Origin of the sequence: Exiguobacterium acetylicum, assembly GCF_022170825.1 — a bacterium.
In the GTDB taxonomy this organism is placed as follows: Bacteria; Bacillota; Bacilli; order Exiguobacteriales; family Exiguobacteriaceae; genus Exiguobacterium_A; species Exiguobacterium_A acetylicum_B.
Genome location: NZ_CP081878.1, coordinates 377,213 through 403,752, shown reverse-complemented (window position 1 = coordinate 403,752; position 26,540 = coordinate 377,213). Strand labels below are relative to the sequence as shown.

28 protein-coding genes are annotated in these 26,540 nt (G+C 45.1%); 4 read left to right on the top strand and 24 right to left on the bottom strand.

Annotation, left to right across the window (positions count from 1 at the left end; genetic code table 11):
- Positions 1–17 precede the first annotated feature (17 nt).
- From K6T22_RS02155 to K6T22_RS02130, 7 genes are all read right to left on the bottom strand, one after another.
- The gene (locus K6T22_RS02155; protein ID WP_238238669.1) at positions 18–500 is read right to left on the bottom strand and encodes a hypothetical protein; all 483 of its coding nucleotides are present in this window, start codon (positions 498–500) and stop codon (positions 18–20) included.
- 221 nt (positions 501–721) lie between these two features.
- Positions 722–1,882, bottom strand: a complete 1,161-nt coding sequence (locus K6T22_RS02150; RefSeq protein WP_238238668.1) for an ROK family transcriptional regulator — start codon at positions 1,880–1,882, stop codon at positions 722–724.
- A 110-nt stretch (positions 1,883–1,992) separates the two neighbouring features.
- Positions 1,993–2,697, bottom strand: coding sequence for a hypothetical protein (locus tag K6T22_RS02145; RefSeq protein ID WP_238238666.1), 705 nt, complete (start codon positions 2,695–2,697; stop codon positions 1,993–1,995).
- Between the two features lie 108 nt (positions 2,698–2,805).
- Entirely contained in the window at positions 2,806–2,934 is a 129-nt protein-coding gene (locus tag K6T22_RS17290; RefSeq protein ID WP_268026775.1) for a hypothetical protein, read from the bottom strand.
- A gap of 77 nt (positions 2,935–3,011) precedes the next feature.
- A complete protein-coding gene (locus tag K6T22_RS02140; protein WP_238238664.1) occupies positions 3,012–3,860 on the bottom strand; it encodes an MBL fold metallo-hydrolase in 849 nt (282 codons plus the stop codon).
- Between the two features lie 84 nt (positions 3,861–3,944).
- On the bottom strand, positions 3,945–6,611 hold the full coding sequence (locus K6T22_RS02135) for an MMPL family transporter (protein WP_238238662.1): 2,667 nt from the start codon (positions 6,609–6,611) through the stop codon (positions 3,945–3,947).
- 30 nt (positions 6,612–6,641) lie between these two features.
- Positions 6,642–7,085 (bottom strand): MarR family transcriptional regulator, encoded by a 444-nt coding sequence (locus K6T22_RS02130; RefSeq protein ID WP_029343331.1) that lies wholly within the window; start codon positions 7,083–7,085, stop codon positions 6,642–6,644.
- Positions 7,086–7,212: 127 nt separating this feature from the next.
- Between K6T22_RS02130 and K6T22_RS02125 the strand changes: the two genes are divergently transcribed.
- A complete protein-coding gene (locus K6T22_RS02125) occupies positions 7,213–7,410 on the top strand; it encodes a hypothetical protein (RefSeq protein ID WP_238238660.1) in 198 nt (65 codons plus the stop codon).
- A 40-nt stretch (positions 7,411–7,450) separates the two neighbouring features.
- Here the strand turns inward: K6T22_RS02125 and K6T22_RS02120 are convergent, their stop codons facing one another.
- The 3 genes from K6T22_RS02120 to K6T22_RS02110 all read right to left on the bottom strand — a co-directional run bounded on the left by K6T22_RS02120 (position 7,451) and on the right by K6T22_RS02110 (position 9,177).
- A complete protein-coding gene (locus K6T22_RS02120) occupies positions 7,451–7,900 on the bottom strand; it encodes a universal stress protein (protein WP_238238658.1) in 450 nt (149 codons plus the stop codon).
- A 28-nt stretch (positions 7,901–7,928) separates the two neighbouring features.
- Positions 7,929–8,378, bottom strand: a complete 450-nt coding sequence (locus K6T22_RS02115) for a general stress protein (RefSeq protein WP_238238657.1) — start codon at positions 8,376–8,378, stop codon at positions 7,929–7,931.
- 64 nt (positions 8,379–8,442) lie between these two features.
- Positions 8,443–9,177: a hypothetical protein gene (locus tag K6T22_RS02110; RefSeq protein ID WP_238238655.1), complete on the bottom strand. Its 735-nt coding sequence runs from the start codon at positions 9,175–9,177 to the stop codon at positions 8,443–8,445.
- A gap of 123 nt (positions 9,178–9,300) precedes the next feature.
- On the opposite strand from K6T22_RS02110, the gene K6T22_RS02105 reads away from it, so the two are divergent.
- The gene (locus K6T22_RS02105; protein WP_238238654.1) at positions 9,301–9,939 is read left to right on the top strand and encodes a FusB/FusC family EF-G-binding protein; all 639 of its coding nucleotides are present in this window, start codon (positions 9,301–9,303) and stop codon (positions 9,937–9,939) included.
- A gap of 75 nt (positions 9,940–10,014) precedes the next feature.
- Here K6T22_RS02105 and K6T22_RS02100 read toward each other — a convergent pair whose 3' ends face one another.
- The 4 genes from K6T22_RS02100 to msrB all read right to left on the bottom strand — a co-directional run bounded on the left by K6T22_RS02100 (position 10,015) and on the right by msrB (position 18,610).
- The gene (locus K6T22_RS02100; protein WP_238238653.1) at positions 10,015–11,553 is read right to left on the bottom strand and encodes a GGDEF domain-containing protein; all 1,539 of its coding nucleotides are present in this window, start codon (positions 11,551–11,553) and stop codon (positions 10,015–10,017) included.
- A gap of 196 nt (positions 11,554–11,749) precedes the next feature.
- Positions 11,750–14,320, bottom strand: coding sequence for a HAMP domain-containing sensor histidine kinase (locus tag K6T22_RS02095; RefSeq protein WP_238238652.1), 2,571 nt, complete (start codon positions 14,318–14,320; stop codon positions 11,750–11,752).
- Positions 14,321–14,464: 144 nt separating this feature from the next.
- Entirely contained in the window at positions 14,465–17,365 is a 2,901-nt protein-coding gene (locus tag K6T22_RS02090) for a S8 family peptidase (protein ID WP_238238651.1), read from the bottom strand.
- A 144-nt stretch (positions 17,366–17,509) separates the two neighbouring features.
- Positions 17,510–18,610, bottom strand: a complete 1,101-nt coding sequence (gene msrB / locus K6T22_RS02085) for a peptide-methionine (R)-S-oxide reductase MsrB (protein WP_238238650.1) — start codon at positions 18,608–18,610, stop codon at positions 17,510–17,512.
- A gap of 187 nt (positions 18,611–18,797) precedes the next feature.
- Between msrB and K6T22_RS02080 the strand changes: the two genes are divergently transcribed.
- Positions 18,798–19,184: a DUF302 domain-containing protein gene (locus K6T22_RS02080; protein WP_238238649.1), complete on the top strand. Its 387-nt coding sequence runs from the start codon at positions 18,798–18,800 to the stop codon at positions 19,182–19,184.
- Between the two features lie 63 nt (positions 19,185–19,247).
- Here K6T22_RS02080 and K6T22_RS02075 read toward each other — a convergent pair whose 3' ends face one another.
- The 9 genes from K6T22_RS02075 to K6T22_RS02035 form a co-directional block, all read right to left on the bottom strand.
- A complete protein-coding gene (locus tag K6T22_RS02075) occupies positions 19,248–20,024 on the bottom strand; it encodes a sulfite exporter TauE/SafE family protein (protein ID WP_238238648.1) in 777 nt (258 codons plus the stop codon).
- A 52-nt stretch (positions 20,025–20,076) separates the two neighbouring features.
- Positions 20,077–20,304, bottom strand: coding sequence for a sulfurtransferase TusA family protein (locus K6T22_RS02070; protein WP_029343316.1), 228 nt, complete (start codon positions 20,302–20,304; stop codon positions 20,077–20,079).
- 43 nt (positions 20,305–20,347) lie between these two features.
- Positions 20,348–21,484 carry an MBL fold metallo-hydrolase gene (locus tag K6T22_RS02065; protein WP_047391633.1) on the bottom strand — a complete coding sequence of 379 codons (1,137 nt, stop codon included), beginning with the start codon at positions 21,482–21,484 and terminating at the stop codon, positions 20,348–20,350.
- Positions 21,485–21,519: 35 nt separating this feature from the next.
- Positions 21,520–22,095 (bottom strand): sulfurtransferase TusA family protein, encoded by a 576-nt coding sequence (locus K6T22_RS02060; RefSeq protein WP_214858751.1) that lies wholly within the window; start codon positions 22,093–22,095, stop codon positions 21,520–21,522.
- A gap of 32 nt (positions 22,096–22,127) precedes the next feature.
- On the bottom strand, positions 22,128–22,424 hold the full coding sequence (locus tag K6T22_RS02055) for a rhodanese-like domain-containing protein (RefSeq protein WP_023466941.1): 297 nt from the start codon (positions 22,422–22,424) through the stop codon (positions 22,128–22,130).
- 25 nt (positions 22,425–22,449) lie between these two features.
- On the bottom strand, positions 22,450–22,809 hold the full coding sequence (locus K6T22_RS02050; protein ID WP_238238647.1) for a rhodanese-like domain-containing protein: 360 nt from the start codon (positions 22,807–22,809) through the stop codon (positions 22,450–22,452).
- A gap of 22 nt (positions 22,810–22,831) precedes the next feature.
- Entirely contained in the window at positions 22,832–23,311 is a 480-nt protein-coding gene (locus K6T22_RS02045; RefSeq protein ID WP_023466937.1) for a DsrE/DsrF/DrsH-like family protein, read from the bottom strand.
- A 55-nt stretch (positions 23,312–23,366) separates the two neighbouring features.
- Positions 23,367–23,630, bottom strand: a complete 264-nt coding sequence (locus K6T22_RS02040; RefSeq protein ID WP_023466936.1) for a metal-sensitive transcriptional regulator — start codon at positions 23,628–23,630, stop codon at positions 23,367–23,369.
- A 145-nt stretch (positions 23,631–23,775) separates the two neighbouring features.
- Positions 23,776–24,624 (bottom strand): LysR family transcriptional regulator, encoded by an 849-nt coding sequence (locus tag K6T22_RS02035; RefSeq protein ID WP_238238646.1) that lies wholly within the window; start codon positions 24,622–24,624, stop codon positions 23,776–23,778.
- A 116-nt stretch (positions 24,625–24,740) separates the two neighbouring features.
- On the opposite strand from K6T22_RS02035, the gene K6T22_RS02030 reads away from it, so the two are divergent.
- A complete protein-coding gene (locus K6T22_RS02030) occupies positions 24,741–25,589 on the top strand; it encodes a sulfite exporter TauE/SafE family protein (RefSeq protein WP_238238645.1) in 849 nt (282 codons plus the stop codon).
- A gap of 50 nt (positions 25,590–25,639) precedes the next feature.
- Here K6T22_RS02030 and K6T22_RS02025 read toward each other — a convergent pair whose 3' ends face one another.
- On the bottom strand, positions 25,640–26,497 hold the full coding sequence (locus K6T22_RS02025) for a YihY/virulence factor BrkB family protein (protein WP_023466934.1): 858 nt from the start codon (positions 26,495–26,497) through the stop codon (positions 25,640–25,642).
- Positions 26,498–26,540: the final 43 nt, after the last annotated feature.

Genomic DNA, 26,540 nt, shown 5'->3' with positions numbered 1-26,540 from the left:
TTTTTATGTGTAAGTAGTCAAGCGTATCGTCTAGCGTTTTCCCCTTCGATTTGTGCTTTTTGACACCATTCTTCGATCACTTTCGTCTGAATCGGCATTCCCTGTAGCTGAATCAATACACGGGCGATCAATCGAAGACGGTACGCCAGCGTATCGACGTCCGGTCGGACGAAGAGATATAACTCTCCACCGAGCGTCAAACAACCGGCAGAGCGCATGTGTTGCATGAGTGCGCGTAATTCAATGTATCCGCTCTCATTTTTTCGGATGTGTAATTCGGATGAACGGATCGTCAGGACCCCTTGTACCGATGACATCCGGAATTGAAACACACCGTCACGTCGTGGTCGGACGAGCACGATATCCTGCTCGTCTGTCGGGACATCGCCTGGACCCTGTTCTGTCATCTGTTGCGTCGACCGCTGAAAATAAAAACCGCGGATTGCTCCGTAACGCCCGAAAGCTTCACGGTACGAAACCCATGGATCGTATGGTTCCATTGCGCGATGCCTCCCTTTCCTGCTTCAGCTTGATTAGCCCCTGCTAACCTGCATCCACCTCCACTTAGTAGACCATGAACTTAGTAAATTAAATTTATTATCTAACTTTACATCGACTATAGCACATTGTTTTTTATCTTGTAAACGGTTTCATTAAATTATTTTTGAATAACAAAACCGATTCTATCTCCTGCTGGTTCGCAAGACATAGAATCGGCTCATTAAATCGTTTGAAATAAACTGTTCGTCGCAAGAGCTGCTGCACTGAGTGCTCCTTGTTTTTCACTCCACGGAACCATCTTGACATCGGTTTCACGTGAAGCAGCGGTCAACGCCGTGTGCTCGACCCGTTCCTTGATTTGATCGACGATATTTGGTGCGAGTTCGAACATCGGTCCTCCAAGCAATATCCGACGCGGATTGAGGAGATGAATCGTGTTCAAGACACCGATTCCGATGTATTCCCCCGCTCGTTCATACGCACGAACGGCCTGTTCATGACGCTCGTTCAATCGCTTGCGCAAATCGGCAAGCGTCATGACTTGAGGATCAACGACAGCATAATCTCGTAATAAAGATTTCTCTCCGGCTAATGCCTCGAGACATCCCCGATTTCCACACGAACAAATCGGACCATCAAGATCCAGTCGCATATGTCCAACTTCCCCCGTAATATGATGTTGTCCATCGACCAGTTGCCCATCAAGCACATAGGCTCCCCCGATACCTTCTCCCGCATAAAGGTAGAAAAACTGTTCGACTCCGACACCCTCTCCGAACAATAACTCAAATGACGCGAGTGCCCGGACATCGTTTTCGATGAAGACCGGATAATCAAAACGTGCTTCGAGATGTACCTTCAACTCAACGTCATGCAGATGGAAACGTGGAGCAAAAAGAATAACACCTGTTTCCGGATTGACCATCCCGTGGACGGAGATGCCGATTCCGTGAATCGTTCCGCGCCCTTGTGTCTGTGCAATCAATGTCTCGCATAAGCGACCAATCGCTTCAATCAATTCTTCATTCGTCTCAAAGCGTCCCACGGCTTCTGACTCATAAATCGTGTTTCCACTCAGGTCCGCAACGACACCAATGAACTGGTGACTTGTTGCGTCAATCCCGATGACATATTGTTCTGTTGCGACGAGTTCGAGCATGATGGGTTTGCGTCCCCCGTTCGATACCCCAAGCTCTCGTTCAGTCACGAGTTGTTCTGCAATCAATTCACTGACGATATTTGATACGGTCGGCTTCGTCAAGTTCGTCCGTTGTGCTAACTCGACCCGCGAAATCGGTTGATGCATCCGAATCAATCGCAAGACGAGCGCTCGATTATATGAACGCATCCATTTAGAATTACGCGGTGTTTCTTTCGCCATGTCCCCCTCAACCCCTTTGGTCTGTCTCTTTACTATCTTCGCATATTTTGTAAGGGATTTCACGGTCTCACACAAAAACCGTTCATCTGCTGAACGGTTTTTGTGCACTTTCATGATTCATCATACGGTTGTTCCAAAATCAAGACACGTGAACCATCCGGATTTTCTGTCAGTTCGATCTCAACGATTGCCTGTCCAACAAGTAACACGATCGGTAAAGACGGATCATGATTACGGAAAAAGCCGATTTTCCCGTGATGCGTATCCATGTAATCCGCATAAAGAAATGTGCCGTTGACGTGTAATTCATCCTTCGTCCGATTAAACGTTAAACGTGGGACACCATACCAAGCTTCTCCATTCAAATACAGTAATGGACGCTCTCCGACTGCTTCATTCATCGCTCGCCGGACTTCGATTGCTCCCGTCGTATCGTAATACAATCGATCCTGACCACGTGTTGCGATAACAATCGGATGTTTCTGATACAAGACGACTTCTAAAATTTCGTCTGCTTGTTCAACGAAGTAACCAGTCTCATCCGACTGAGCAAAACTAATCGTGTACAGTTGCATCCAGGAAACGATATCCGTCACTTGAACCGGTTTATGGAAAAGCGCAGAAACGAGCAGTGTTTCTTGCGGTGTCACAATCAGATTGACGGAGATATCCGCTAAGCGGATCGTCCGGATTTGTGTCGACGGATACGTATGATCATAGCTTGGAACAAGCATCGCTTCGTAATGATCATCCTGCTCGACCAATTCAATCGATGGCATGCGTCGATCAAAATCCGCAATTTGAATTCGTTTCATCCGACATCTCCTCTCACTTTCTCTCACAGCCTCACGCAAGTTATTACCCAATATCTGGTTTTTATGCACTCCCCTGAATTCAAAAAAACCGGAACGCATGCGTTCCGGTCATTGTAGGTACAAGTCATATAGTAGATACAGGATGCCTCCGACGATGATCAAAAATGAAAAGATGCCAGCTTTCCCGAAAAAGACACGATCGACGGTTTCATCGCGTTCAAATCTTTGCTTTGTCATGCAGTACCGCTCCCTTTAACAAGCCCGTAGTCTTTCTCTTTTTCGACATCAAGTCTCCAATCCCTTGTTACAACCTGTCATTTCATTCCATTTGCAAAATAGATCAATGTTTCGGTTTCATCTTCTGTTATGGGACGTCCCGTTTCTTCCGCATACAATGTCCGCATGTCTTTCAGTCGTCCTCCGGTCACTTCTGTTACCCGAATTGCTCGACGTAACATCTGGACCTCTTCTTCAAATTCCGACTTCGGCATCGCTTCTCCGTGCGACCAAACATAATGATCGACATCTAAACGATCAAGTACCGCTAGTAAACGCGCCGTCCGTTCTACCGTATAATTCCACTTCGGTGAGAAGATGTCGGCATACATCGCGTCGCCTAAGAACACGACGCGTTCTTCCGGAATATAGACGAGTAGACTTCCCGGAGAATGATCATTTTCGACTTCAATCAAATGGCAGTGCACTCCACCTAAATCGAGCTCCAGTTGTCCTGTAAAACCAATCGTTGGTAAGACGACTTTGATGTCGCGCGTTGCCCCGAATTCTAGCTTAATCGCGTCCGCACAAAAAGGAATCTCGATTCCTTGATCCATCCGTTCTTGTAACGCTTCATCCGTCCAGGCGTATGGTTGCATCTCTTTCATGCGCTTAATCGTTTGTTGTGTTGCTATCGCTAGAAGACCGAGATGTTTCATCCCAAAATTATGATCCCAGTGCCAGTGGGTCAGGGTTAATAAGTCAGGCGTTCCGAGATCCCGCTTTTTCATTTCTTCTAAGAACAACGCGGCATGGGCTGACGAGTTCCCCGCATCAATCATCAATTGATGATTCTCCCCACGCACGACGGCGAGGATCGGGCGGTCCGTTTCGCTAACCGGTGTCTGATACCAAATTCGTGAAGTCAGTTGTTTGAAGTATTGCATAATCTCCCTCCTTATCGTCTGCTCTTAGTATACGTCACGAAAAAACCGAGTTCATCTAGAAGACGAACCCGGTGTGGTTAGTTCTTATTTTTTAGTCTTTGGTCGAAACGGCCACCAGACTCCTTTACCAAACGATACCGTGATCGCTGGAATCAAGAGTGGTAAGACAATCAAACCATACAGGAGTAGACCTGTAATGACGATTGTTGCGATTTGAACGAGACTCAAGACACCAGATGGCATCATCGCCCCAAACGTTCCTGCAAGAATGATCGCTGCCGTAATGATGACAGACCCCATCTTTTTCATCGACAGGAACATCGCTTCTTTCGTATCGAGCCCGTTGATCGTCTCTTCCCGGAATCGGTCGAGTAAGAAGATCGAGTAGTCGATACCAAGGGCGATCAACATGACGAATCCGAAGAACGGAACAGCCCAACTAATTCCGTCATATCCGAGTCCGTTGACGAAGATCAACTCAGCAATCGACATCGACGTGTAGTACGTCAGCAATAACGAACCGATCATGAACAATGGCATGATCAACGAACGGAACATAATCGCTAAAATCACGAAGAGACTGATTAACATGACAGTCACCGTTCGTTTGAAATCGGCTTTCGACGTATCATTCAAGTCGCTGTTAACGCTTGAGATACCGCCATACGCGACTGTACTATCTGCAAACGGTGTACCTTTAATTGTATTCGCTGTCGTCTCTTTAATTGCAGCGACGGTTTGAATCGCTTCCGGTGAATACGGATCATCTTCGAGGATGACTTCGAATTTTAATCCTGTCTGTTGATCGATGGCGTAACGATCAATCGCTGGCTTAAAGGCTTTATCTGACAGCGTATCTTTTGGAACGAACACACCAGTTCCACGAATCGATGTCGCTTGTCCCATTTCAGTCAGAAGATCCGAAATCTCTTCAAGACCACTTTCGATTTTTGTCAGTCCTTCATTCGCTTGACCGACTCCATCCGCAAGTTGTGTCAACCCACTTCCAAGTTGACCTGCTTGTGCTCCTTGAGACGCAATTCCGCTCGCTGCTTGACTGATGCCAGCTTGGACTTGGCTCAATTGACCAGATAAGGCATTTAACGTCCCGACTGTTTGTGGGATGTTTTGTGTCGACTGTAACCCTTGACCGACGAGCGTCAACTGTTGGTTGATTTGCCCGAGTCCGTCCGCTGCTTGTTGCAATTGGCTAGCGCCCGCCGAGGCAGCATCTCCTGCTGGTAACTGTCCTGTGATCCCGTTGAGATTATCTTCAACGGTCGTCAAACCAGACTGAACGTCTGTCAGACCCGCTGTTGCTTCTTTCATACCGTCAGCAACTTGTTTTAGTTGACGATCGACATAAAAGTCATTGATGACTTCGCCAGTCGGACGAGAAATCGAACGAACCGATTTGACACCATCCACTTTCACGAGTTCACGACTTAATTGTTCTGCATAAGGAACTGTTTTTTCCGTAATCAAATCTTTGTCACTCTTAAGGATGACATTGACCGGTAACGACTCACCTGCACCAAAACCATCAGAGATTGCATTGAGTCCTTTGACTGTCTCATACTTCGCACCAATCTCATCAACTGTATTGAATGATAGATCATCATCATACGTAAAGAGTGTTGGTACCGTGACAACTGCAACAATGATCATCGCAAGTAACGGACGACGGATTGATAACCCGCCATAATGCGCCCACAGTTTACTATCTTGGTGACTCGCTGCTTTCTTCGACGGCCAGAATAACTTTTCTTTGAGTGTCGCCATGAAGAATGGAACGAGTGTGAACAAGACGAGTAAAAGTACGGCAATTCCAACCGCAACAGCGACCGATGATTTGAAGATTGGGAAATCTGCAAAGCCGATTGCCGAGAAACCGACAAGAACAGCGAGTCCACTGATCAGTAGCGTCCGTCCTGCTGTTTTATACGTGTTGACGATCGCCGTCTCAACATCGTGTCCTGCCGTCAACTCTTCCTTATAACGGCTCAGTAGCAAGATACAATAGTCCGTCCCAATCCCGAACAAAATCGCGACGAGGAAGATTTGCGTATAGTTCGATACCGGGAAGCCGAACCAATCGACGAAAAAGGCGACGAGTGATTGACTGATTAGGTACGTAAAACCAACCGCAACAAGTGGGACAAACGGTGTGACGACTGAACGGAATACGAGTAACAGAAGTCCGAAAATCAAACCGACCGTAATGAGCTCTGTCCGCTTCAGCCCTTCTTGCGAGCTCGTATTGACGTCATCATTGATTAACGCTTCACCCGTTAAATAAATCGTTTGATCCTTCGGTAAGAGATCCGTCCGGATTTGTTTTGCCAGTTTGACGATCTCTTCCTGCGAACCATCGACCGTGATTGGCACAAGGACCGTTTTTTTGTCTTTTGAGACGAGTTGTCCTTCCGTCTCTTTGTTTTCAAACGGATCGAGTACATCCGTAACCGGTCGATCGAGTGCTTCTAAATCCTTGACGATTTGTCCGATCGATGTTCGATCGGCATCACTGACTTTGTCTTTGAGCGGAATGACGAGAGAAATCGTTTCTTCGCTCGCTCCCGCTTTTTCTAAAATATCAGCTGCCCGCTGCGAGTCCGCATCATTCGCAAGCTGAATCGCCCCTGCTTCTTCTGCTTGCTTAGCTAAGTTTGGTGCCGTGAACAGTAGTCCTACTGTGACGATGAGTAATAGCGCAAGAATTGCCCACCGCCATTTAACGATTTGTCGCATGTCTGATTCTCCTCTTCCTTCTATCTGTCTTTAGTCGTTCAACTGCAGAATTTCTTTGATTTTCTTAAAGGTTTCGATGAACTGGATGATTTCTTCTTCCTCGACCTTTCCTTCAATCAAGTTTTCGAGATACGTATAAATTTCCTGCTCTGCTTCTGTCGCAACTAGTCGACCTGACTCCGTCAGTGAAATATACTTCGTCCGGTGGTCGTCTTCTCGTCGTTCGACGATAACTAGTCCTTTTTCGGTTAACTTCTTCAAACGATTAGAGATCGCACTTTTGTGAACGCCCTGTACTGCCGCTAGACGACCGGAGGAAATCGGTCCGTATTTGCCGACAAGCTTCAACACATGCAGTTGTTCCGGTGAATACATTTGCCAAACGGGTGCTTCAACCGACTTCAACACGCGTTCTGTTCCGTGGATCATGACTTCTTCAAACAGGAGGACTGCTTCACGTAGATTGTCTTTCATTTTTAGTTTACCCCCTAAACTTATGACATTAGTTTAGCCCCTCAACTAGAAGGCTGTCAACTCTAAACTGTCACAACTTACGATGCAGAACATGACCAGTTTCTGTATGATAAAGGAAGAGAGGAGCATGCTTATGTTGACTTTGTTTTGGATTGCGTTAGTCATCTGTCTTGTCGGACTCATCTTTACGTTACGGATTGCCAAGCAACCCACAGAAGAACGGTACGACCATAAAACTTCAGCAAAAAACATGTCTTGGATGTATTTCATTTTTCTCCCGATCATTCTGATTTTATTAGGACTCTTCTATTACTTTTTGACATGACATGAAACAGCACACATCAATCGATGTGTGCTGTTTCATGTCACTTCAAGGTTTTCGGACGAACGATATAAATGTCACATTTCGCATAACGAGAGATGTTTTCAGAAACACTCCCAATCATGATGCGTTCCATCGCATTCATTCCGACCGCTCCACAGACGATCAACCCTGCGCCGACGCGTGGTGCGATAACCTTTGGAATCAATGTTTTCGGAGAGCCATTTTCAATGACGAGTTCGACTGTCTCTACTCCTGCTTCTCGTGCCCGTTTTTCATATCGATCGAGCAAATCTTGCGCATATTCAGTGACATTTTGATCAATGAAACGTTTGTTGGCACGAACATTGGCGAACGTTTGAATATCGATAACATGAACGATGACGAGCTTGGCATGATCAAGTTTTGAGAATTTGACAGCTTTTTCAAAAGCTAAGTCTGCTGTCTTTGATCCGTCGACTGCGACTAAAATCGTATGATATTGGCTCTCCATCCGAAATCACCCTTTCTACACAATCCACTCACAGCATCCGGTCATTTTCATTTTCAAGGGCACGGTTTTCGTGGTCGAGTTTTCGTTCTGCCTCGATCCCTTCTGGTTCTGTCTCCAAAATACTCTTCGGCTCTGGTGCAGGACGCGACGCCCCTGCTTCATCCGCTAATAGGACGTACTCACCTTGTTGGACACGTAACACATGTTGACGAATATCCGACTCTGGTAACCCCAGTTCCGTAAACGCTGTTTCGATTTCTTCAGCAGAAGCAGGTTTTCCAGTAAATCGTTCAAACAACGTTCGTTTTCCGGAGACGAGTTGAGCCGCTGATTGTCCGCGTAACATCGCCATATCGGTTTTGTCTTGCAACACGACATACAAATCCTCTTCTAGATAACCCGCAAAATGTAGATCCTCAATTTTTCGAATCAAATCCGTCTCATTTTGATAGACACCAATCCATTGTTTTTTTCCCATGACACACGTCTCCCCCTTTTATAACAGCTATAAGGGATATACCCCAAATTCGTCTAAAACATGACTAGGATGAAGAAGACTTGGGCGATTGCTGTCGAAAAAGACGTTGCCGTTTATAGAAGACGTAATAGCACAAGAGTAAAACACATACGATTCCAATCCCTGTTACGATTTGTTGCAGAAGAAAGAGGCGATCGTTAAAGAACAATCCAATCAAATACCATACGAGTGCGAGACCGAATACCCAATCGGAATGAATGACGACAAACAATAGTCCTCCGATAATCGCTACGATGAGTGCAACCGTACTCCATTGGTGTTCGGAAAGACTGAACAGTGAAGTGAACTGAAAGTCCGATAAGATCCGAAACGGTAAAATCAACAGCATCGTACTCATCCAGGCAAGTAATACTGAAAATGGGGAGCGCATCCAAGGAGAGCGCCGAGGATGATACTGAATCTTCATATAGACTAAACAAAGACTGATGAATGAAATCGTCGTCCAGACGAGTTCCCAAGGTGGTCCAGTCATACTACTGACGCCAAGTGTCACGAGCGATAATGCAAGCCATCCCCCGATATCTTCAATCAGTTCTCGATCTGCTGGGAAGGCACGAACCGGTCGAATACACCAAATTAACAACGTCGTAAACACGACACCTGTAATCGCATCATAAAAAGGTGCTGGAACAAGAGGTAACGCAGGAATGGTGATCGGATTTGACCAAACGACGCGTGCTAGTAATGCAAAGAGGAATGCTCCTATATTCATGAGGCGTAAAAACGTTAAAAATTGCACGCCTCCTTCACCTCCTCGTTCATTCTGTTATTCAATTCCCGTTGCAGGAGTCAGAAAAACAAAAATTGTCGCTTTGTTCTGTTGCCAAATTCCGGTACGATGAAAAGAAAAGGAGGAGCGAGCATGGACGCATTTTTATTGCCTTATCAATACAACTTCATTCGGAATCAAGTTGACTTGCTACAACATCAATTCGCTGTCGTTCATGACCCAGATGTCCGTGATGCGGTCCGGTACAGTGCCGCTGAAAAGATATTTGATCTATTGCCCGTACTTACACCGGAACAAGAAGCCTTGTTGACGAACATTCGTGACGCTGAATCCGAACAGGATCTTCTCGCCTATTTAACGCACGTCGAACCGTTTGTCCAACCGTTTCCAAACATTTCTGAATCACGCATCCGACAACTCTTTAAAAAAACAAAAAAATTGCATATCCCACCACTTCATTCCTTCGAATGGGCACAGACGACATTTTTAAGCTGGAACGATACCGGAAATCGAAAAAAGTACTTCGTCTATCCTTTAGATGGAGAATGGATTGGTGTCGAAAGCACCTATCTACCGTCGATTCAAAAAGGAATTTGCGCGATTTGTCACACGTATAGTGATATTACACTCGTGACTGCAACGACACGCCGTTCAGCTGAACAACATCAGACGATTGGTCACCATATGTGCATCGATAGTGATGCGTGTAATCAAGCCGTGACGAACCCAGATGTCATTGAAACCTTTCTAACACGCACCCAAAAGAAATGATGTCATGAGAAAGACGCTCGTATGCTGATCCACTTTGGTTCAGCATACGAGCGTCTGTTTTAGATATGCTTTCATTCAGATTGGCGTTGTCGATACATCGTGTAAATGAAATTGATTTTTCCCACGACGTTTTGCCTCATACATTGCAAGATCCGCCTGCTCGATCAAGTCCGATCGAGACGATGCATGCGTAGGATAGATCGCCCCACCGATACTTGCCGTTACAGGAAGGGGGATGATGCCATGATGAAACGGCTGCTCGAACAAAGAGACAAGATGTTTTCCACACTTCACTATTTCCACTTCTTGTTCAACGTCAAACAGTAAGACGACGAACTCATCCCCACCTTGTCTTGAAATGACTGTATTCGGTGGCAGTTTCTTTTGTAAGCGTGTCGTGACATCGATGATGAGTTGATCCCCGACGCGATGCCCGTACGTATCGTTAATCTCTTTGAAGTGATCGATATCAATGAAGAATAATCCGACCTGTCCTTCACTTGCTTCTGCTCGGTACAAGGCATCTTGAAACAGTCGCGCAAATAAATAGCGATTCGGTAATCCAGTTAAAGCATCATGGTACGCCATGTGTCGCATCTCTTCCATTGCAGATGCTAATGCTTCCGTACGCTCCTCTACCTTCGCCTCGAGATTCTCGCGTAACCGTTGATTATCAACGACGATCCGGATTTGACGAGAAATCAATAACGGGATGGCAATCATCAGACCAATCGTCAAACCGTTCCAACTGATCGTTTGACGTGCCATCGTGACGAATAAAATCAATAAGAACAAATAAGGCGTAACTAGACGCAAGACATCGATCCATCTCCGGGTGACGTCAAGCGTCACTGGGGAATCCTCAGCTTCAAAGCGATACGTGGCAAGTCCAACAATCATGACGGTCGCTAGCCACAACGGATCAAGTGAGCTCAAGGGAATCGGATAATCAAATCGTTCCAGTACGACATATAAAAGATCAGCGAGTAGCTGAAAATGAAACGCGAGTAAAATCAATAATAACGAACTGCCATTTCCTCGCTTCATCAAACCAAAGAATAAGACGATCATTCCACCAAGTAATAATAAGTCGCCAATCGGATAACGTAACCACAAGAGTGTTTCGATCGTCAGCAACGCATTCGCTTCTAAATACGGTGTGACCAAGTAATGCCAAGAGAGCGAACCGGCAACGACTAAAATAATGAACTCATCAAATAGAAATACGCGTAAATTAACTTCTTGTCGTCGATTACGCAGAAAATAACCAAACGCGATGATATAGATCAAAATTTGAAGACTAAAGATCAAATCAATCCAGTCAAACGGTTCCGTTCGTGTTCGTCCTTGGATGAAATAAAGGAGCTGTCCACATTCGCCGATACCAAGCATTGCATTACCGAACAACAAGAGCAGAAATAAACGATGAGTAAAAGGGCGTCTTGTATGACGTCGCTGTGCCTGCCAAATTAAATAGAGGGAGATCGATACACCACCGATCGTGAACAGACTATTTACGGTTTGTCCTAGCACCGTATCCGTTCCAACATACGTCACCCAGCCGATATGAATGAGAAGCCAGCTAATGACAACTCCCAACCATTTCTGATACATGACGATCCCCCCTTTCCTTTTTTAACCATAGTTCGTTTGTCCTACAGGTATATCGGTTCATGCTTGCTGTTTATTCACTCTTTTTTTATTTTATTACTATCTTTTTTATACGTTTGATCATTTTGAGTTCAACATAAAAACCGTGCTCACACCTAACGGTCTGAACACGGTTTAATCATAACGTATCATGTTGTCTTTAACTGGAACGTCGATTCTCTTCCTTCGGCTCGATTGATTCGGTTAGACTAAGCGGTAGTACAATGATAAACCGACTGCCTTTGCCGACTTCAGATTCAACATGAATGACGCCTTCATGTTCTTTGACGATTTCCTTACAGATCGATAAACCGAGTCCAGTCCCGCCGATTCGACGTGTATCCGAATTATCGACACGATAGAATTTATCGAATAGGTGTGCGAACGCATGGTGCGGAATCCCAATCCCTTCATCCTTCACTTCAATGATGGCTTGATCATCTTTCGTATCGATCCAAACATCCACGCGCCCACCATCAGGAGAATATTTGATCGCATTGTTGATTAAATTACTCATCAACTGCTTAATCCGGTCCTCGTCACCTAAAATCAACGGGCGATCCGGACTGAGTAACTGCAAGTGAAGATCGTGTTGTTCACTTGAGGCATCATACAAGGACATCACCTGTTCGGTTAAGCTAAATAAATCGAGATGCGCCATCTGATACAACTGTCCACCCGATTGCATGCGCTGAACATCAAGGAAATCGGTAACAAGATTCGAAAGACGCTCTGTTTCATTATGAATCGTTGCCAAGTATTTCTGTTGTTTCGAGTCATCAATCTTTCGATTCAACATCAATTCCGTAAAACCATAAATCGATGAGAGTGGTGTTCGTAACTCATGCGATACGGTCGAGACGAGTTCTGTCTTCAAACGATCCGCTTCCGTTTCCCGGGTAATATCCCGTAAAACGAGAATGATTCCCTTCCATCCTCCGACGACATCAATACGTTCCGCATATACTTCGAGATGAGCAGTATTGTTTCGAACGTCAAATCGAACCTTGTCCGGTGAAATCTCACCGGAACGAATCAAATCGAGATACGTATTAAAAGCCTCAACATCATCCACCAACTGGCGCATCACATCGATGACATACTCACTCGACGGTAACGTACGATCTACTGTAAATTCCGATTGAAGTTCTGGAATCAATTCAAACAACGGTCGGTTGACGTATAACTCGCCATTTCCATCCTCGAGATAGATGATTGCTTCTCGAATCGAATCCAACACTTGCTCTGTCTTTTCTTTTTCCTGACGCATCCCTTCATAAGACCGTGTCCGTAAGAGTGAAAGGGTCATCTGTTGCGCGAATTCTCGAATATCTGTCAGCTGTTGTCCTTTGTATGCTGATTTATAACGAACGAGGTAGATAGCTGCAATCAACTCATGCGTTTCTGGATCTTGAACCGGAATCGTCACTTCATACGTACTAAATGAATACGGATGATCTTTTTCGCGTGTAACGCGCTTCTCCGATTGAACGAATTCCATCTCACGAACAGATCGATTGATGACGGACATCTCATCTTTCAGGAGAACTTTTAAATAGTCCATCGTCATGCCGTTTGTTGTTGCACCGATGAACTGCCCTTCTTCATAAAGCAACAGGGCTCCATATTCTGAGGATGTGATATCAATCATCTTTTGAACGATTGCTGGATACGATTCGACAGTTTCGCGAACGGCAAGTGCCTCTGTTAGTTCACTACGTAATCGCAACTTTTCCTCATTCTTTTTCGTCGTTTGATACGCTTCTTCGAGCTCCTCTTGTTGCGCTTGCAACTCTTCTTGTTGCGCAAGTAACTCTTCACTTTGCGCCTGTAATTCTTCGCTTTTTCCTTGCATCGCATCCGTATGGGCATTCGTCGTCACGACCATCCGATTAAAGGAAGCACGCAGTAATCCAATTTCGTCTGGGCGTTGTTCTGCCGTCTTATCGATTTCAATTGATTCTTTACGAGCAAGTTTTTGATTATCGTCTACTAGTCGTAACAATTGTCGCGTCATTCGACGAAGGAACGGGTGAACGAATAAGAGAATGAATGCAACGAGCACAACGATACTTGAGATCCAAATCCATTGTGATTTTGCGACCTCATTTCGTAATTCTCCTACAGCCGTTTCTTGTTGTTGACTGAGATTCGTTCGATATTCATCAAGTGCAGCCGATGCTTTTTCAATATCTGGTGTAATATCGATTGACCCATCTGCGGTCGGCTTTAATCGCCCTTGATCGACAAGACGCTCGGCAATTGGTAAAGAAAACAGACTATCACCTTGTAAAAAATCCTCGTTGATGCGATTCGCCTTTTTTTCGTTAACGTAAGACTGAGTCAACGGGAATAAGGCATCATAGTACAATTCATATAAATTTGTCATTTGCGCTGCAAATTCTTCTTCTTCATCCGTCTCGGCATTTCGCAGGAACCAATCCGTTTCACTTTTAATATCTGTTCGAAGCGCCTGAATTTCATCAAATCGTTCCTGATTACCGAAAATGACGAACCCCCGCAAGCCAAACTGAACCGTTTGCCAATTGTCCCATAAATCGTTGGCTCGGCGATTTTGTTCACTGATCGTTTCAAGATTCTCTTTAGATGTTTCAATTCGTCCTTCCATGTAGTCATAGACGAAGAACGAAGTAATCGATACTACGATCAGTACCGCATAAAAGACCGTCAGCAATTGCCGACCGATTCGTCGCCGAATCCAATTTATCATGAATGTATCCTCCTCATCATTCGTTGAATGATGCTTTTTCATTTGTTTCTTTAAATATAATGGAAACAATACTGAAGCAACAGTCAGGAAGTATAAAAAAAGACCTTTTCTCGGAATGTACCCGAAAAAAGGTCTTCGTACCCCTTACTTTTTTGCTTTCTTTACTGTCACAGAAGTCACGGGACTCATTTGTCCGCGTGTGTTCTTTACATAGACAGATAGTTTCGCTTTTGCTTTTTGCTTCGGAATTTTTACGGAATAGTTTCCTTTAGAAGAAACCGTTCCTTTTCCAATGACTTTTTTCTTCGCATCTTTTACATAGACACTCAATTTCTTTTCAGCTGTACCCGTTACTTTCGTTTGACCCGCATAGACCGATTTTACTTTTGGTGCAGTTGGTGCCGGTAACACTTTTACAACAGTCGGTTTACTTGTGCGTTTTGCAATATCTGTTACCGTAACAATCAAGCTTGAACCACCAACTTGTTTAGGTAACTTCACGCTGAACGTACCTTTTGCATCGACTTTCGCTGTTGCAATTTTCTTTTGTTTGGCATCTTTGACCGTAATCGTACCACCCGCAAGAGCTGTACCTGTCATTTTCGTCGCACCGGCAAGAACCGGTTTCACTGTTGGTGCCTTCGGCGCTTTTCCGGCAAGAACTTCTGTCCGTTCCGATGTGACATCTAGTCCGTTCGCATAGCGAACCGTCAGAACTGTTTTTTGGTTTTGACGCGGAATCTTGACGCTATATTTTCCTGCTTGCGCCGTTGTTGTAGCTAGCTTTTTATTCGTTGTTGTTTCTTTACCATTCTTATCTTTTGTTACGATCGCTGCCCAAACTTCAACTTTCGTCCCTGTCTTGACTGTCCCAGAAACAACTAGTTGGTTATCGTAGACGTCATTGACGTTCCCGTTCAAGTTCAACTGGGAGATCGCACGTGGAATACTGACTTTCCCGTATCCAGCGACTGGGCTGACGTAAGCTGGGAAATCAGGCTCGATTTTCTCGCCATCTTCGTCCTCATCTTCGAATTCATACCAGTCATTCGGATTTTCAAACGCAAGCGGTTCTGCACTCTTACGTAAAATCTGTTCGATTTGCGAAGGTGTCAGTTTCGGGTTCAGTGATTTCAAGATACCCGCTACTGCCGCAACGTGTGGCGAAGCCATACTTGTTCCATCCATGTAAACCGTGTTACCGTCTGGAATCAAGCTAGCTACTTTTGATCCTGGTGCTACGACGTCAAGTCCAACACCATAGTTCGAATAATCAGCGACCATTCCGAGGGGATTCGTCGCTCCAACAGAAATCGCATATTCCGAGTTCGCTGGGTAACCGACCATCATGTCGTAGTCGTTTCCTGAAGCGGCAACGACCGTAACACCGTGATCCGCTGCATATTTCATCATATACGCCATCGTCCGGCTCTCACCGCCACCAAGACTCATGTTGATGACTTTTGCACCTTGATCAACAGCATATTTAATCCCGAGTGCAATGGCGTCTGTTTCCCCTTCGCCACTCGAATTTAAGACTTTAACCGGCAAGATTTGTGCCGATTGATGAATTCCTTGGATACCATAATCATTGTTCATCGTTGCTGCGATGACGCCTGCCACGTGTGTTCCGTGACCGTTGTCATCAATTGCATCTCCGTCACCGTTGACGGAAACGTAGTTCTTTTCATTCGCGATATCAACTTTCCCTTGTAAGTCCTTCAAACGATAATCGACACCTGTATCGATGACTGCAATCTTAACTGGCGCTAACTTCTTCGTTCCAAACCGTTGTTGGAATGCTTCAAAGCCGATTCCAACGTTATCAAATTGCTCAAAAGCAGTCTTTTTATTGACGGCCCACTGGTAATCGAAGTTGATATCACTCGTCGCACGGTACGTCTGAATCTTTTCAACATACTCGACAGCTGACGAACGATTGAGTGATTGTTTTAATGCTGCTGCTGATTGTCCTTTAACAGTTGGATCTTCCGTTACGATGACGAAGTCTCCCGCTTTTCCAAGAGATAAGCGTTCCACGTCCGTTGCTTGAACACCTGCAATCTTCATCGAACGGTTCATCTTACCTGGTTTTAATTTGACGATGTAACGTGTCGCTTCTTTTGATTGGATACTCATCCCCATCGACTGGAAGGTTTCGCTTAACGAACTACCACTCAATTTTGAGATTTCCATTTTGTTTGCATATCCATCAATCTCTTCAGCGATCACAGTAGGTGACGCTTCACGTGATAATTTGTAAAGACGATCGACAGCTTGTTGGTCGGCTTTCGTCAACGTGTATGACGTTCCACGTACGAGTGACTCCATCGCTGGCTTCAATGTTTTCAAATCTTCGTACGCTTGTTGACGCTTATCTTTGTTAAATAAAAGTGTTTTGACGACATAAGGTGACGCTTTGTAGTACAGTGACGTCAAAGCACGCCCTGCATCCGATTGGCTCAATACTTGTTTTTGAATCGAGTGCATGAGTGCAAGCATCGGTTTTTCTTCTTTTGTTTGTTTGAGCGCTTCTTCTGCCATACAGCTGATATCATTGATTGGTTCATACTCAACTGGCAATTTGACGTTGTTATACGTCAGTTTAGCGTGCGCTGCTTTTGTCGTCTTACCTTCTTCGATGTTCGGGTAATATTCGACTTTGACATAATACGGTCCATCCCATGCGTATGGAACGGCTAGTTTTGTCGGTGTTTTTTCATTTGGCTCCGCTTCTGTCCGGTAACGATCAAACGTGTTGTCTTCCGCAGCCATCGCTTCGCTCGGATAAGCTGTTACTTGAACAGGTTGATCCGTATCAATCGATAACTCGAAGTGAGACGCAGTCTTCTCGACACCCGCTTCATGGTTAACGCGGTACCAATATGTATTTTTTTCTTCCGTTCCTGTTTCAAGCGTCGTCTCTTGACCTGCTTGCAAGAGCGTTGCTTTAGCAAGGGCTGTTTCTGCCTTTGCTGTCGTAGGTCCTACTCCGAGCGTCAAAATGAGACAGCTCAGCATGACCCAAATCATCAGTTTCTTCACAGATGTTCCTCCTTCAAGATAGATGTACTTTATCTTGATTATAAACAGGATATGGATAAAATGGATATTTATTTTATGGATGTATCTTACAATTTTGAAAGAAAAGGCACCCAATGCTCAAGCGCATTGAATGCCTTTTAATGATTATTTAAAATCTGCTACATATTCGCTGTATCCTTCTTGTTTCAATTCCTCTTTTGGAATGAAGCGTAAAGCAGCCGAGTTCATACAATATCGAAGTCCAGTCGGTTCCGGACCATCTGAGAAGACGTGTCCGAGATGCGCATTTCCATGTCGGCTCCGAACTTCCATCCGTTTCATCCCGATCGAGAAGTCACTTTTCTCAATGATATTACCTGGCTCGAGTGGTTTCGTGAAACTTGGCCAGCCTGTCTTTGAGTCATATTTATCGTTTGATGAAAACAGTGCTTCACCAGAAATCAAATCGACGTAGATCCCGTCTGCCTTTAAATCATGATACGGATTATCAAACGCTGGTTCTGTTCCATCTTCTTGTGTCACTTTATACTGGATTGCGGTTAATTTCTTTTTGATTTCTGCATCAGACAACTTTGGATACGTTGGAAGATCAAGCTTTGGTTGATCATTCCAGTAACGATTGATGAAGTCATCGCGTCCAGAAGCGGCTCGATAAAACTTATACTTTTTCTCACTCTTCAAATAGTAGTCTTGATGGTATGCTTCCGCTTCATAAAAAGGACCTGCTGCAATCAATGGTGTGACGACTTTATCATCGAAGACTTGTTGTTTCTCTAAATCCTGTTTCGATTGTGCCGCGATTTCTTTTTGTTTTTCATTCGTATAGAAAATCGCTGTCGTATAGGACTCACCACGATCGACGAATTGCCCATCTGCGTCCGTTGGGTCAATCTGACGCCAGTAGACATCTAGCAGTTGCTTGTATGAGATGACATTCGGATCAAACGTGATCAACACGGCTTCCCGATGCCCTGTCGTCTCTGCTGATACTTGGTTGTATGTTGGATTTTCAACATCACCGCCCGTGTAACCGGAAATGACCGATTTGACTCCTTTTAACTCCTCAAATGGTGGCTCCATACACCAGAAGCATCCGCCGGCTAAAATCGCCGTCTCTTCTGCTTGATAACTCAATTCCTTACTACCACTTGACTTTGCCTGCTGTTGCTGGAACACGAAGTATCCCCCGACCATGATGACGATGAGACCGATGACGGATAAAACTGTCCACATTCGTTTCTTCATCTCCCTTCGCCTCCTTTATTTAGCTTACGTCACGTGACGTCGATTGGATGTTCTTTTATTTAACTGTACCGCGCTTACTCTCTCTTGTCGTAGCATGTGCTCAAACGGAGCACATTACATCATCTGGATTAAAGAAGCACGATCAGGGAATACACTCTATAACCTAAAAACACCAGGAGGGGTATTTATGTTTGATTATACTGTTACATCGCATCACAATCTGGATCACGTCATGACTCAATTGAAGCAAGCTCTATCAGAAGCATCGTTCGGTGTCCTATGGGAATTTGATTTAGCGAAAAAATTCGAAGAAAAAGAACTTTCTTTTGCTGAAAACTACCATATTCTCGAAGTATGCCAACCAAAAGAAGCGCATCGCGTCGTATCTCACGATTTACGAGCTGGTTATTTTCTCCCTTGTAAAATCGTTGTCTATACAGAAGATGGCCAAACGAAAATCGGTATGCCAAAGCCGACTGCTCTGATGGACTTAGCAGACGAAACAGCACTAAAGACGGTCGCAGAAGAAGTCGAACACACGTTACGACACGTGATTGATCAAGCTGCACAATAAGAAAACGCTCTACTTGTACATTGTTTCATAAAGAAACATCGTACAAGTAGAGCGTTCTTTTGTTTACAAGATGTCGATCCAAATCTTCACCGCTGTCGCTAAAATCAGAACAGCAAGAATGACTTGGAGAATCTTCGTGTTCATCTTCTTCCCGGCGATTGCGCCAAGCGGTGCTGCAATTACACTGGCAACGACCATGATTGCCGCAGGACCCCAGTCGACTTGCCCTGTTGTGATTTTACCGACCGTTGCGCCGATCGACGAAATGAACGTAATCGCAAGCGATGAAGCAATCGTCATCCGTGTCGGGATTTTCAAGAGGACGAGCATAATCGGGACGAGTAAAAAGGCACCTGCTGCCCCAACGATTCCGGCTCCGACACCCACGATGAATGCCGATACTGCCGCAATCGTTTTGTTGAACTGAACCTGATCAAGCGGAATGTCGTCGATCCCTTTTTTCGGAACGAACATCATGACCGCTGCCGTTAACGCGAGAACACCATAGACGATGTTGATCGTGTCTTCAGCCAGGATATTTGAACCATACGCACCGATGAAGCTACCGATTAAAATCGATCCCCCCATGTAGACGATCAATGATTTATTCAAATAACCGCCTTTTCGGTAAGCCCAGACGCCACCAATCGTTGCAAAAAAGACTTGAATCGCACTGATCCCCGCGACTTCATGAGCGGAAAATGCCGCAAAACCGAGTAGGGGCGGGATATACAGTAACATCGGATATTTAATGATTGATCCGCCAATCCCTAACATTCCTGAAATGTAGGATCCGACGAATCCGATTAAGAAAATCGTCACGATAAAACCTAATTCCATCGTTTATCACTCCTTAAAAAAAGAGAGCCGTCAATCAGCTCTCTTTTCGAAATTAACCTTTTTGAATCCAGAATTTTAGGACGCTTGCTTCTTCTTCATGTTTGACGAGTTCATGACCACCCGATGTCGCCCAAGCCTGAAGATCGTTTTTTGCCCCTTTATCCGTTGCATGGACTTCAAGGATTTGACCTGATTCGAGTCCCGCGATGGCTTTTTTTGTTTTCACGATTGGCATCGGACAAGCAAGTCCTTTTGCGTCGAGTACGAGTTCTGATTTCATATTGTATTCCTCCTGAATGATTTAATGTTTGTTATGAATCGGTTTAGCGCACCGCACAGCGGTTCGGTCCGACTTCCATTTCCCGTTGTGTCTCAAGATCGGGTGTCTGTTTCCCCATGTTCGTTTCACGGATGTCTTGGTACGCGTTCGGTTGTGGTGGCAGGTTCTCTGTGACCATTTTCCGGAATGTTGCTTCATCATCAATGTTGAGACCATGGTTGTTCGCAAGCAAGATGCTTAATTTCTCCGCTACACTACCATCCGCGTTCAATTCTTCAATGATCATGAAATGTGCTGGTAAGACGATTAATTCCGGTGAAAGATCACGATACGTGTTGTAGAGCGAATCACGTAAGTCGCCGACCCAGTCTTCCGCGAGACCGGCTAAATCCGGACGACCAATCGAATCGATGAACAGGATATCACCCGTTAATAAATAACGCTGATCGACGATGAATGAAGTCGATCCAATCGTATGTCCCGGGGAATAAAGAGCGCGTACTTCAATCGCTGTATCCCCCACTTGAACCGTACTACCGTCTTCAAGTGGTGCATAATCGAATGTGACATCCGTCGCATCTTTTGGCGGCAACCAGTATGTCGCGCCTGTTTTTTCGGCGATGTCGCGTCCTCCAGAAATATGATCCGCATGAAGATGTGTATCAAACACATGCTTAATCGTGACATTGCGTGATGCGGCATAATCCAAATACACATCCGTCATTCGTGTCGCATCGATGAGCACGGCCTCTCCTTCCGAGATAACCATATATGAGAGACACCCTTTACCGATTCGAACGAACTGAACGACTTCACCTTGATCAGTTCCTGTTTCGTTCAGCGTTCCGAGTGAAATCGGTTCTAGATGTTCACTCCATGCTTTCATGCCGCCTGACAGATACGATACGTCTCGTCCTGCTTCTTCCAACATATCGGCGACAAAAATCGATGAACCTTCTTTTGCGCAAACGACGAGTACATCCTGATCCGTCGGAAGCTGATCGAGAATTTCCTCGACACCATCCAACAATTCAAAATACGGAATGTTGAGGTACTTGAAGTTCTCTCCTTCGATTTTCCAATCTTGAAACGCATCCTCATTCCGAACATCTAAGATGAACAGAGACTCGCGTCCAATGATTTTTTTCGTAACTTGTGCGGCTGTCATTGCTTGTGCCATATCTACTCGTTCCTCCTCTACTTTACGCTGGTGTATTATTTCGCTGAAACGAGTGTCGTCGTCTCAGACGCCCATTCCTGCATACCCGGTACGACATTGTGCACCGTATACCCCTTGTCACTGAGCTGTCGGCATGCCATGTCACTTCGGCTACCTGTTCGGCAGATGACATAAATCGTCTGATTTGAATCCAGTTCTGCATGGCGTGTCTCCAGTTCGCCTAACGGAATATTGATGGCTCCCGGTACATGGGCGAAGGCATATTCTGCTTGTTCACGAACATCAAGCACCGTGATCGAGTCGTCTTGGCGTGCTGCTTCGACTGTTGCGTTGTCGACGGTTTGAGCGAATGCTGCTGGTTCCGTGACATCACCTGTTGATTTCCGAACGTAATGACGGAGTACTTCGCCTTCTTCGATCGTGCCTAAATAATGATTGCCGGTGCTGTTTGCCCAGGCACGAAGATCTGCAGTTGATCCTTTATCCGTCGCCTGGACTTCGATGACTTGTCCCGGTTCTAACGTCTTGATCGTTTTTTTCGTCCGAACGATCGGCATCGGACAAGCGAGACCCTTGGCGTCCAATACGATATCTGATTTAATCATAGTCATACAATTCGCTCCTTTACAGTGTGGGGTATTATTTATTTTGTTTCGCCTTCGTACGACATCATGCCGCCATCCATGTTCGTTACGTCATATCCTTGTCCTTCGAGATATGTCGTTGCGCGACCACTGCGCGCACCAGAACGGCATACCATGACATACTCTTTTTTCTTGTCGAGTTCGTTCATCTTGAATTCGATCAGTCCGAGTGGAATGTGGATCGCTCCCGGAATCATTCCTTCTTTGACTTCATCGACTTCTCGAACATCAATGACGTTCAGTTGTTCACCACGTTCGATTTTTTCCTGTACTTCTGTTGCTGTCATGCGTTTCATATTCATTTCCTCCTCTTCATTTAATTCAGCGCCAGGCATTCATTCCGCCACGGACTTCCGTGACATCCGTATAACCGGCTTTTTTTAATACTTTGATGGCTTGTTTGCTTCGCATCCCGCTTTGACAAATGACGAGTACTTCTTTGTCTTTCGGGATTTGATTCAGTTGACTGTTTAACGTTTGTAATGGAATGTTCTTAAATCCTTTGATGTGATTGCCCTTGAATTCTGCTGGTGTCCGAACATCGAGATAAAATCGCTTGCGGTCGTTTAACAACGGCTTCAGTTCCGTTGTCGATACTTGCTTGACGCCTTTTGTTGGGGCGAACATCTTATAAGCGAGATAGCCGACGACGAGCAACAAGATAATCGATAGTACATCCATGCGTCATTCCTCCTTCAGATCATTAGATGAATAGATTGACGTTTCCGTTCTCCGCATCGGCGAGGTAGGCGGCAACTCCTGCGTACTCAATGCCATCGTGCAATTCTTCCTGTTTTAAGCCGAGCAGATCCATCGTCATCGTACAGGCGACGAGTTTGACGTCCTGCTCTTTTGCTAATTCAATCAAGTCCGGAAGTGGCATCGCATTGTGTTTCTTCATGACGTTTTTAATCATTTTTTGACCGGCACCACCGAAGTTCATTTTCGAGAGTGGCATCTTATCGGCACCACGTGGCATGAACTTACCGAACATCTTCTCAAGGAATGTCTTATCCGGCTGGATTGGTTCATCTTTACGCATCGCATTCAAACCCCAGAAGGTATGAAAAATCGTGACCTCGTGATCGTATGCGGCTGCACCGTTGGCAATGATATAAGCTGCCATGACTTTGTCGTACTCTCCACTAAATAAAACGATGGTTGTTTTTTTCGTATCTGACATGAACGTAATTCCTCCAAGTTTTTACCCTAATGGGTATATTAATTCGTAAAAAATTTTATCTACTTTTCATTAAGAGTTGAACAGCCTCTGCAACGGCTTGTTCATGATTTTCCGTCGCATCATCCTGACGAACACAGTCAATCAAGTTCTCACTGACGACAAGACCAATGACACGATCGATTGCACTACGTGTCGCACTCAGTTGTGTGACGACATCCTTACAAGATGCCTCTTCTTTCATCATTCGAACGATACCGTGGATCTGTCCTTCAATCCGATTCATCCGATGAATGATGCGATCTTCATAACCGTTTTCCATATGAAGTCCATCTCCTTTTTTTAATGTGACATGCGTCATACCTCGTTGATACATTTCATACAATAATACCTACAGGGGTATAAGTCAACGAAAAAGATTTTCGGATTCATCACTATTTTCAGTGAGTCCGAAAATCTTTTTGTATTCAGCCTTTCCAGTTTGCCTCTAAAAAATCGATCCAACGCTCTGCTAATCGAGTCGGCACCTTCTCTGGTAACAGATAACGAAACGTCCGGTTGGAGATCCCTTTCGCATGAATTGTAAAAGATTCAGACGGGAACGACGTGACAAGTCGTTCTGACAGTGCTGCAATACCACTCCCATTTAAAACAAGTTGGCGCGCTAAATAATTTGCATCTACTGTAATCGTTCGTGCGGGAACGATCGACGACGCATGAAGCCAACGATGAAGCGCATAGCGAGAAGCGGATCCTTCTTCGCGAACAATCCACGTCGCGTCTTCAAGTGCAAGATGTGTCGCTCCAATGATGTGCAGTTGATCTTTCGCAAAAACGATTTGTTTTATTCCATCAAGTGTCAGTTCTCCCTCAATCATACCGAGATCAATCTCACGATGTCGTAAGGCTGCTGCCACTTGATCATGATTCATCAATTGGATGTCTAGTGAGACTTTAGGATGAGCGCGCGAAAACAGATGGATCATATCATCAAGCAATATCTCGTGGATCGTATGTGTTGCTCCGATCCGTAGCGTACCTTGGAAGACTCCTTCCGATTCATCTAACTGCGACTGCATCTGTTCGAGTTGGAATAGAATTTCTTTTGCATGGCGGTAGACAATCCACCCCATTTCCGATACCTCGACCCCTATTGCGAAAGAATCACGTATCAACAACGAATGTCCGACATCTTCTTCGAGCCGTTTCACGTGAACACTGACCGTTGGTTGCGACAGAAATAACTGCTCCGCTGTTTTCGTAAAATGACGTGTCTCGACGAGTGTAACGAACGTTTTGAGTTCAGTTAATTTCACGAATTCTCTCTCCTCATTACATTTTATAATCATTTATATTGAATTAATTCATTTTCATAATCATATAATCCTCTCTCATACTCAAGATATAACGTATTAGAAAGAAGGATGACTTCATGATGTATATCTTATTTATTTTGTTGGGTGCTATCATCGGCATTCTCTCCGGCTTTTTCGGAATCGGCGGCGGCATCATCCTAACCCCGCTGTTATTAATTCTCGGTTATGAAGCCAGTACCGCCATCGTCCTCAGTTTGTTGTTGACACTTGGTTCTACCGTTACCGGCACCCTCTCGCATCTTCGCTTAAAGACATTCCGTTTTCGCGATGCTGGAATTATTGGTCTGTCTGGAATCATTGGTTCAGCGTTAATCACACCAGTCGTCTTTTGGCTCGAGCGTCATGCTGGTGCTGACATCGTCTTGTCGAGTCTTTATATCGTCTTGCTGCTCGGGTTTTCGATTCAATTTCTACGCCCCCGTTCAAAGGAACGTCCGTCTTTTCCGGTTCATGATGCTTCCGTCATGAAGCTCGCCGTCATCGGTCTCGCTGCCGGAATTCTCTCTTCGTTGATGGGTGTCAGCGGTGGGTTCTTGTTGACTCCGCTCTTGCTCGGATGGGTTCGCTTCCCGCTCAAACAAGCAATCGGAACGAGTATTGCCTCTGCGACATTGATTGTTCTCGGAGGCGTAACGAGTTATGTCGCTTCTGGAACCAGTGCCCCGTTATCGCTTGGTCTTGCCCTGATCGTCGGTGCGTTCATCGGCTCACCACTCGGTGCTTCACTTTTGCATCGCTTCAATGAACCGTTCGTCCAAAAGGCGTTAGGCATCTTTTATGGTGTCGTCGCCTTGAGCGTCATCGTCAAAGTGTTCGGTCTTCCTTATCTGTCCCTCGTATTGCTCGCTCTGTTCACACTCAGTCTGTTGAGCGTCTTCGGATACCGGATTCTAAAAACGGCCTAAACGAAAAAGCAGCTGACACATCGTCAGCTGCTTTTGTTCGTGCTCAATCGTTAACGCACGCTCTCTTCTTTGATTTTTTGCGGCTTCATGATTTTTGCTTCTTTTTTCTGACGCATGCGTTCCGCATTCATCAGTCCTCCTAACATCAGGACGACGGCTGATAAATAGAACCACGTCATCAAGACGATGATTCCGGCAAGCTGACCGTAAAGACGATCGTAACTCCCAAACTCAGCGTAATAAGAGAAAAATTCCGAAACGACTTGCCAGGCAATCGTCGCAAAGATTGCCCCGGGGAGCACCTGACGAACCGTCAGACGGACACTCGGTAAGATCCGATACAATAAGATGAAAAAGACAAGTAAGAACAATGTCCCGAGTCCCCAGCGGAATAAGAACCAAATCCACGAATAGTTCGTCACGAAATCAGCGACGATCGCAAAATGGTTGATGAACCGTCGTGTTAACTTCTCTGAAATCGGAACAATCAACGAAATCGGAAGGATGATCATCATCCCGATCGTAAAGGCGAAGTCTTGTAAGAGTCCGCGCCAGAATGGCGCTTTTCGTGTCACTTCTAGTGCATCATTCAGCGAGCGGACAAGTGACTGGACCGACATCGAAGCGAGCCAAAAGGCTGCGAGGAAACTGATCGAAGCAAGTTTAAAGCCACCCTGATCAAAAATCCCAACGACGTTCCGCTGAATCAAGTCGTACGTTTCTGCCGGAGCAAACGGTCGAATTAAATCAAGTACGTTATCCGACGTAAACGGTAAGAACGAGACAATACCAACTACAAATAGTAAGAACGGGAATAAGGACAACATCAGATAGTAGGCGAGCTGAGCCGATTTATCAAAAAAGGCTTCGCCAAAAAAACGGGCAAATACAGGTTTGATTAAAGACATACATATTTCCTCACTTTCAACTAATTCTCTACACTATCCCCCA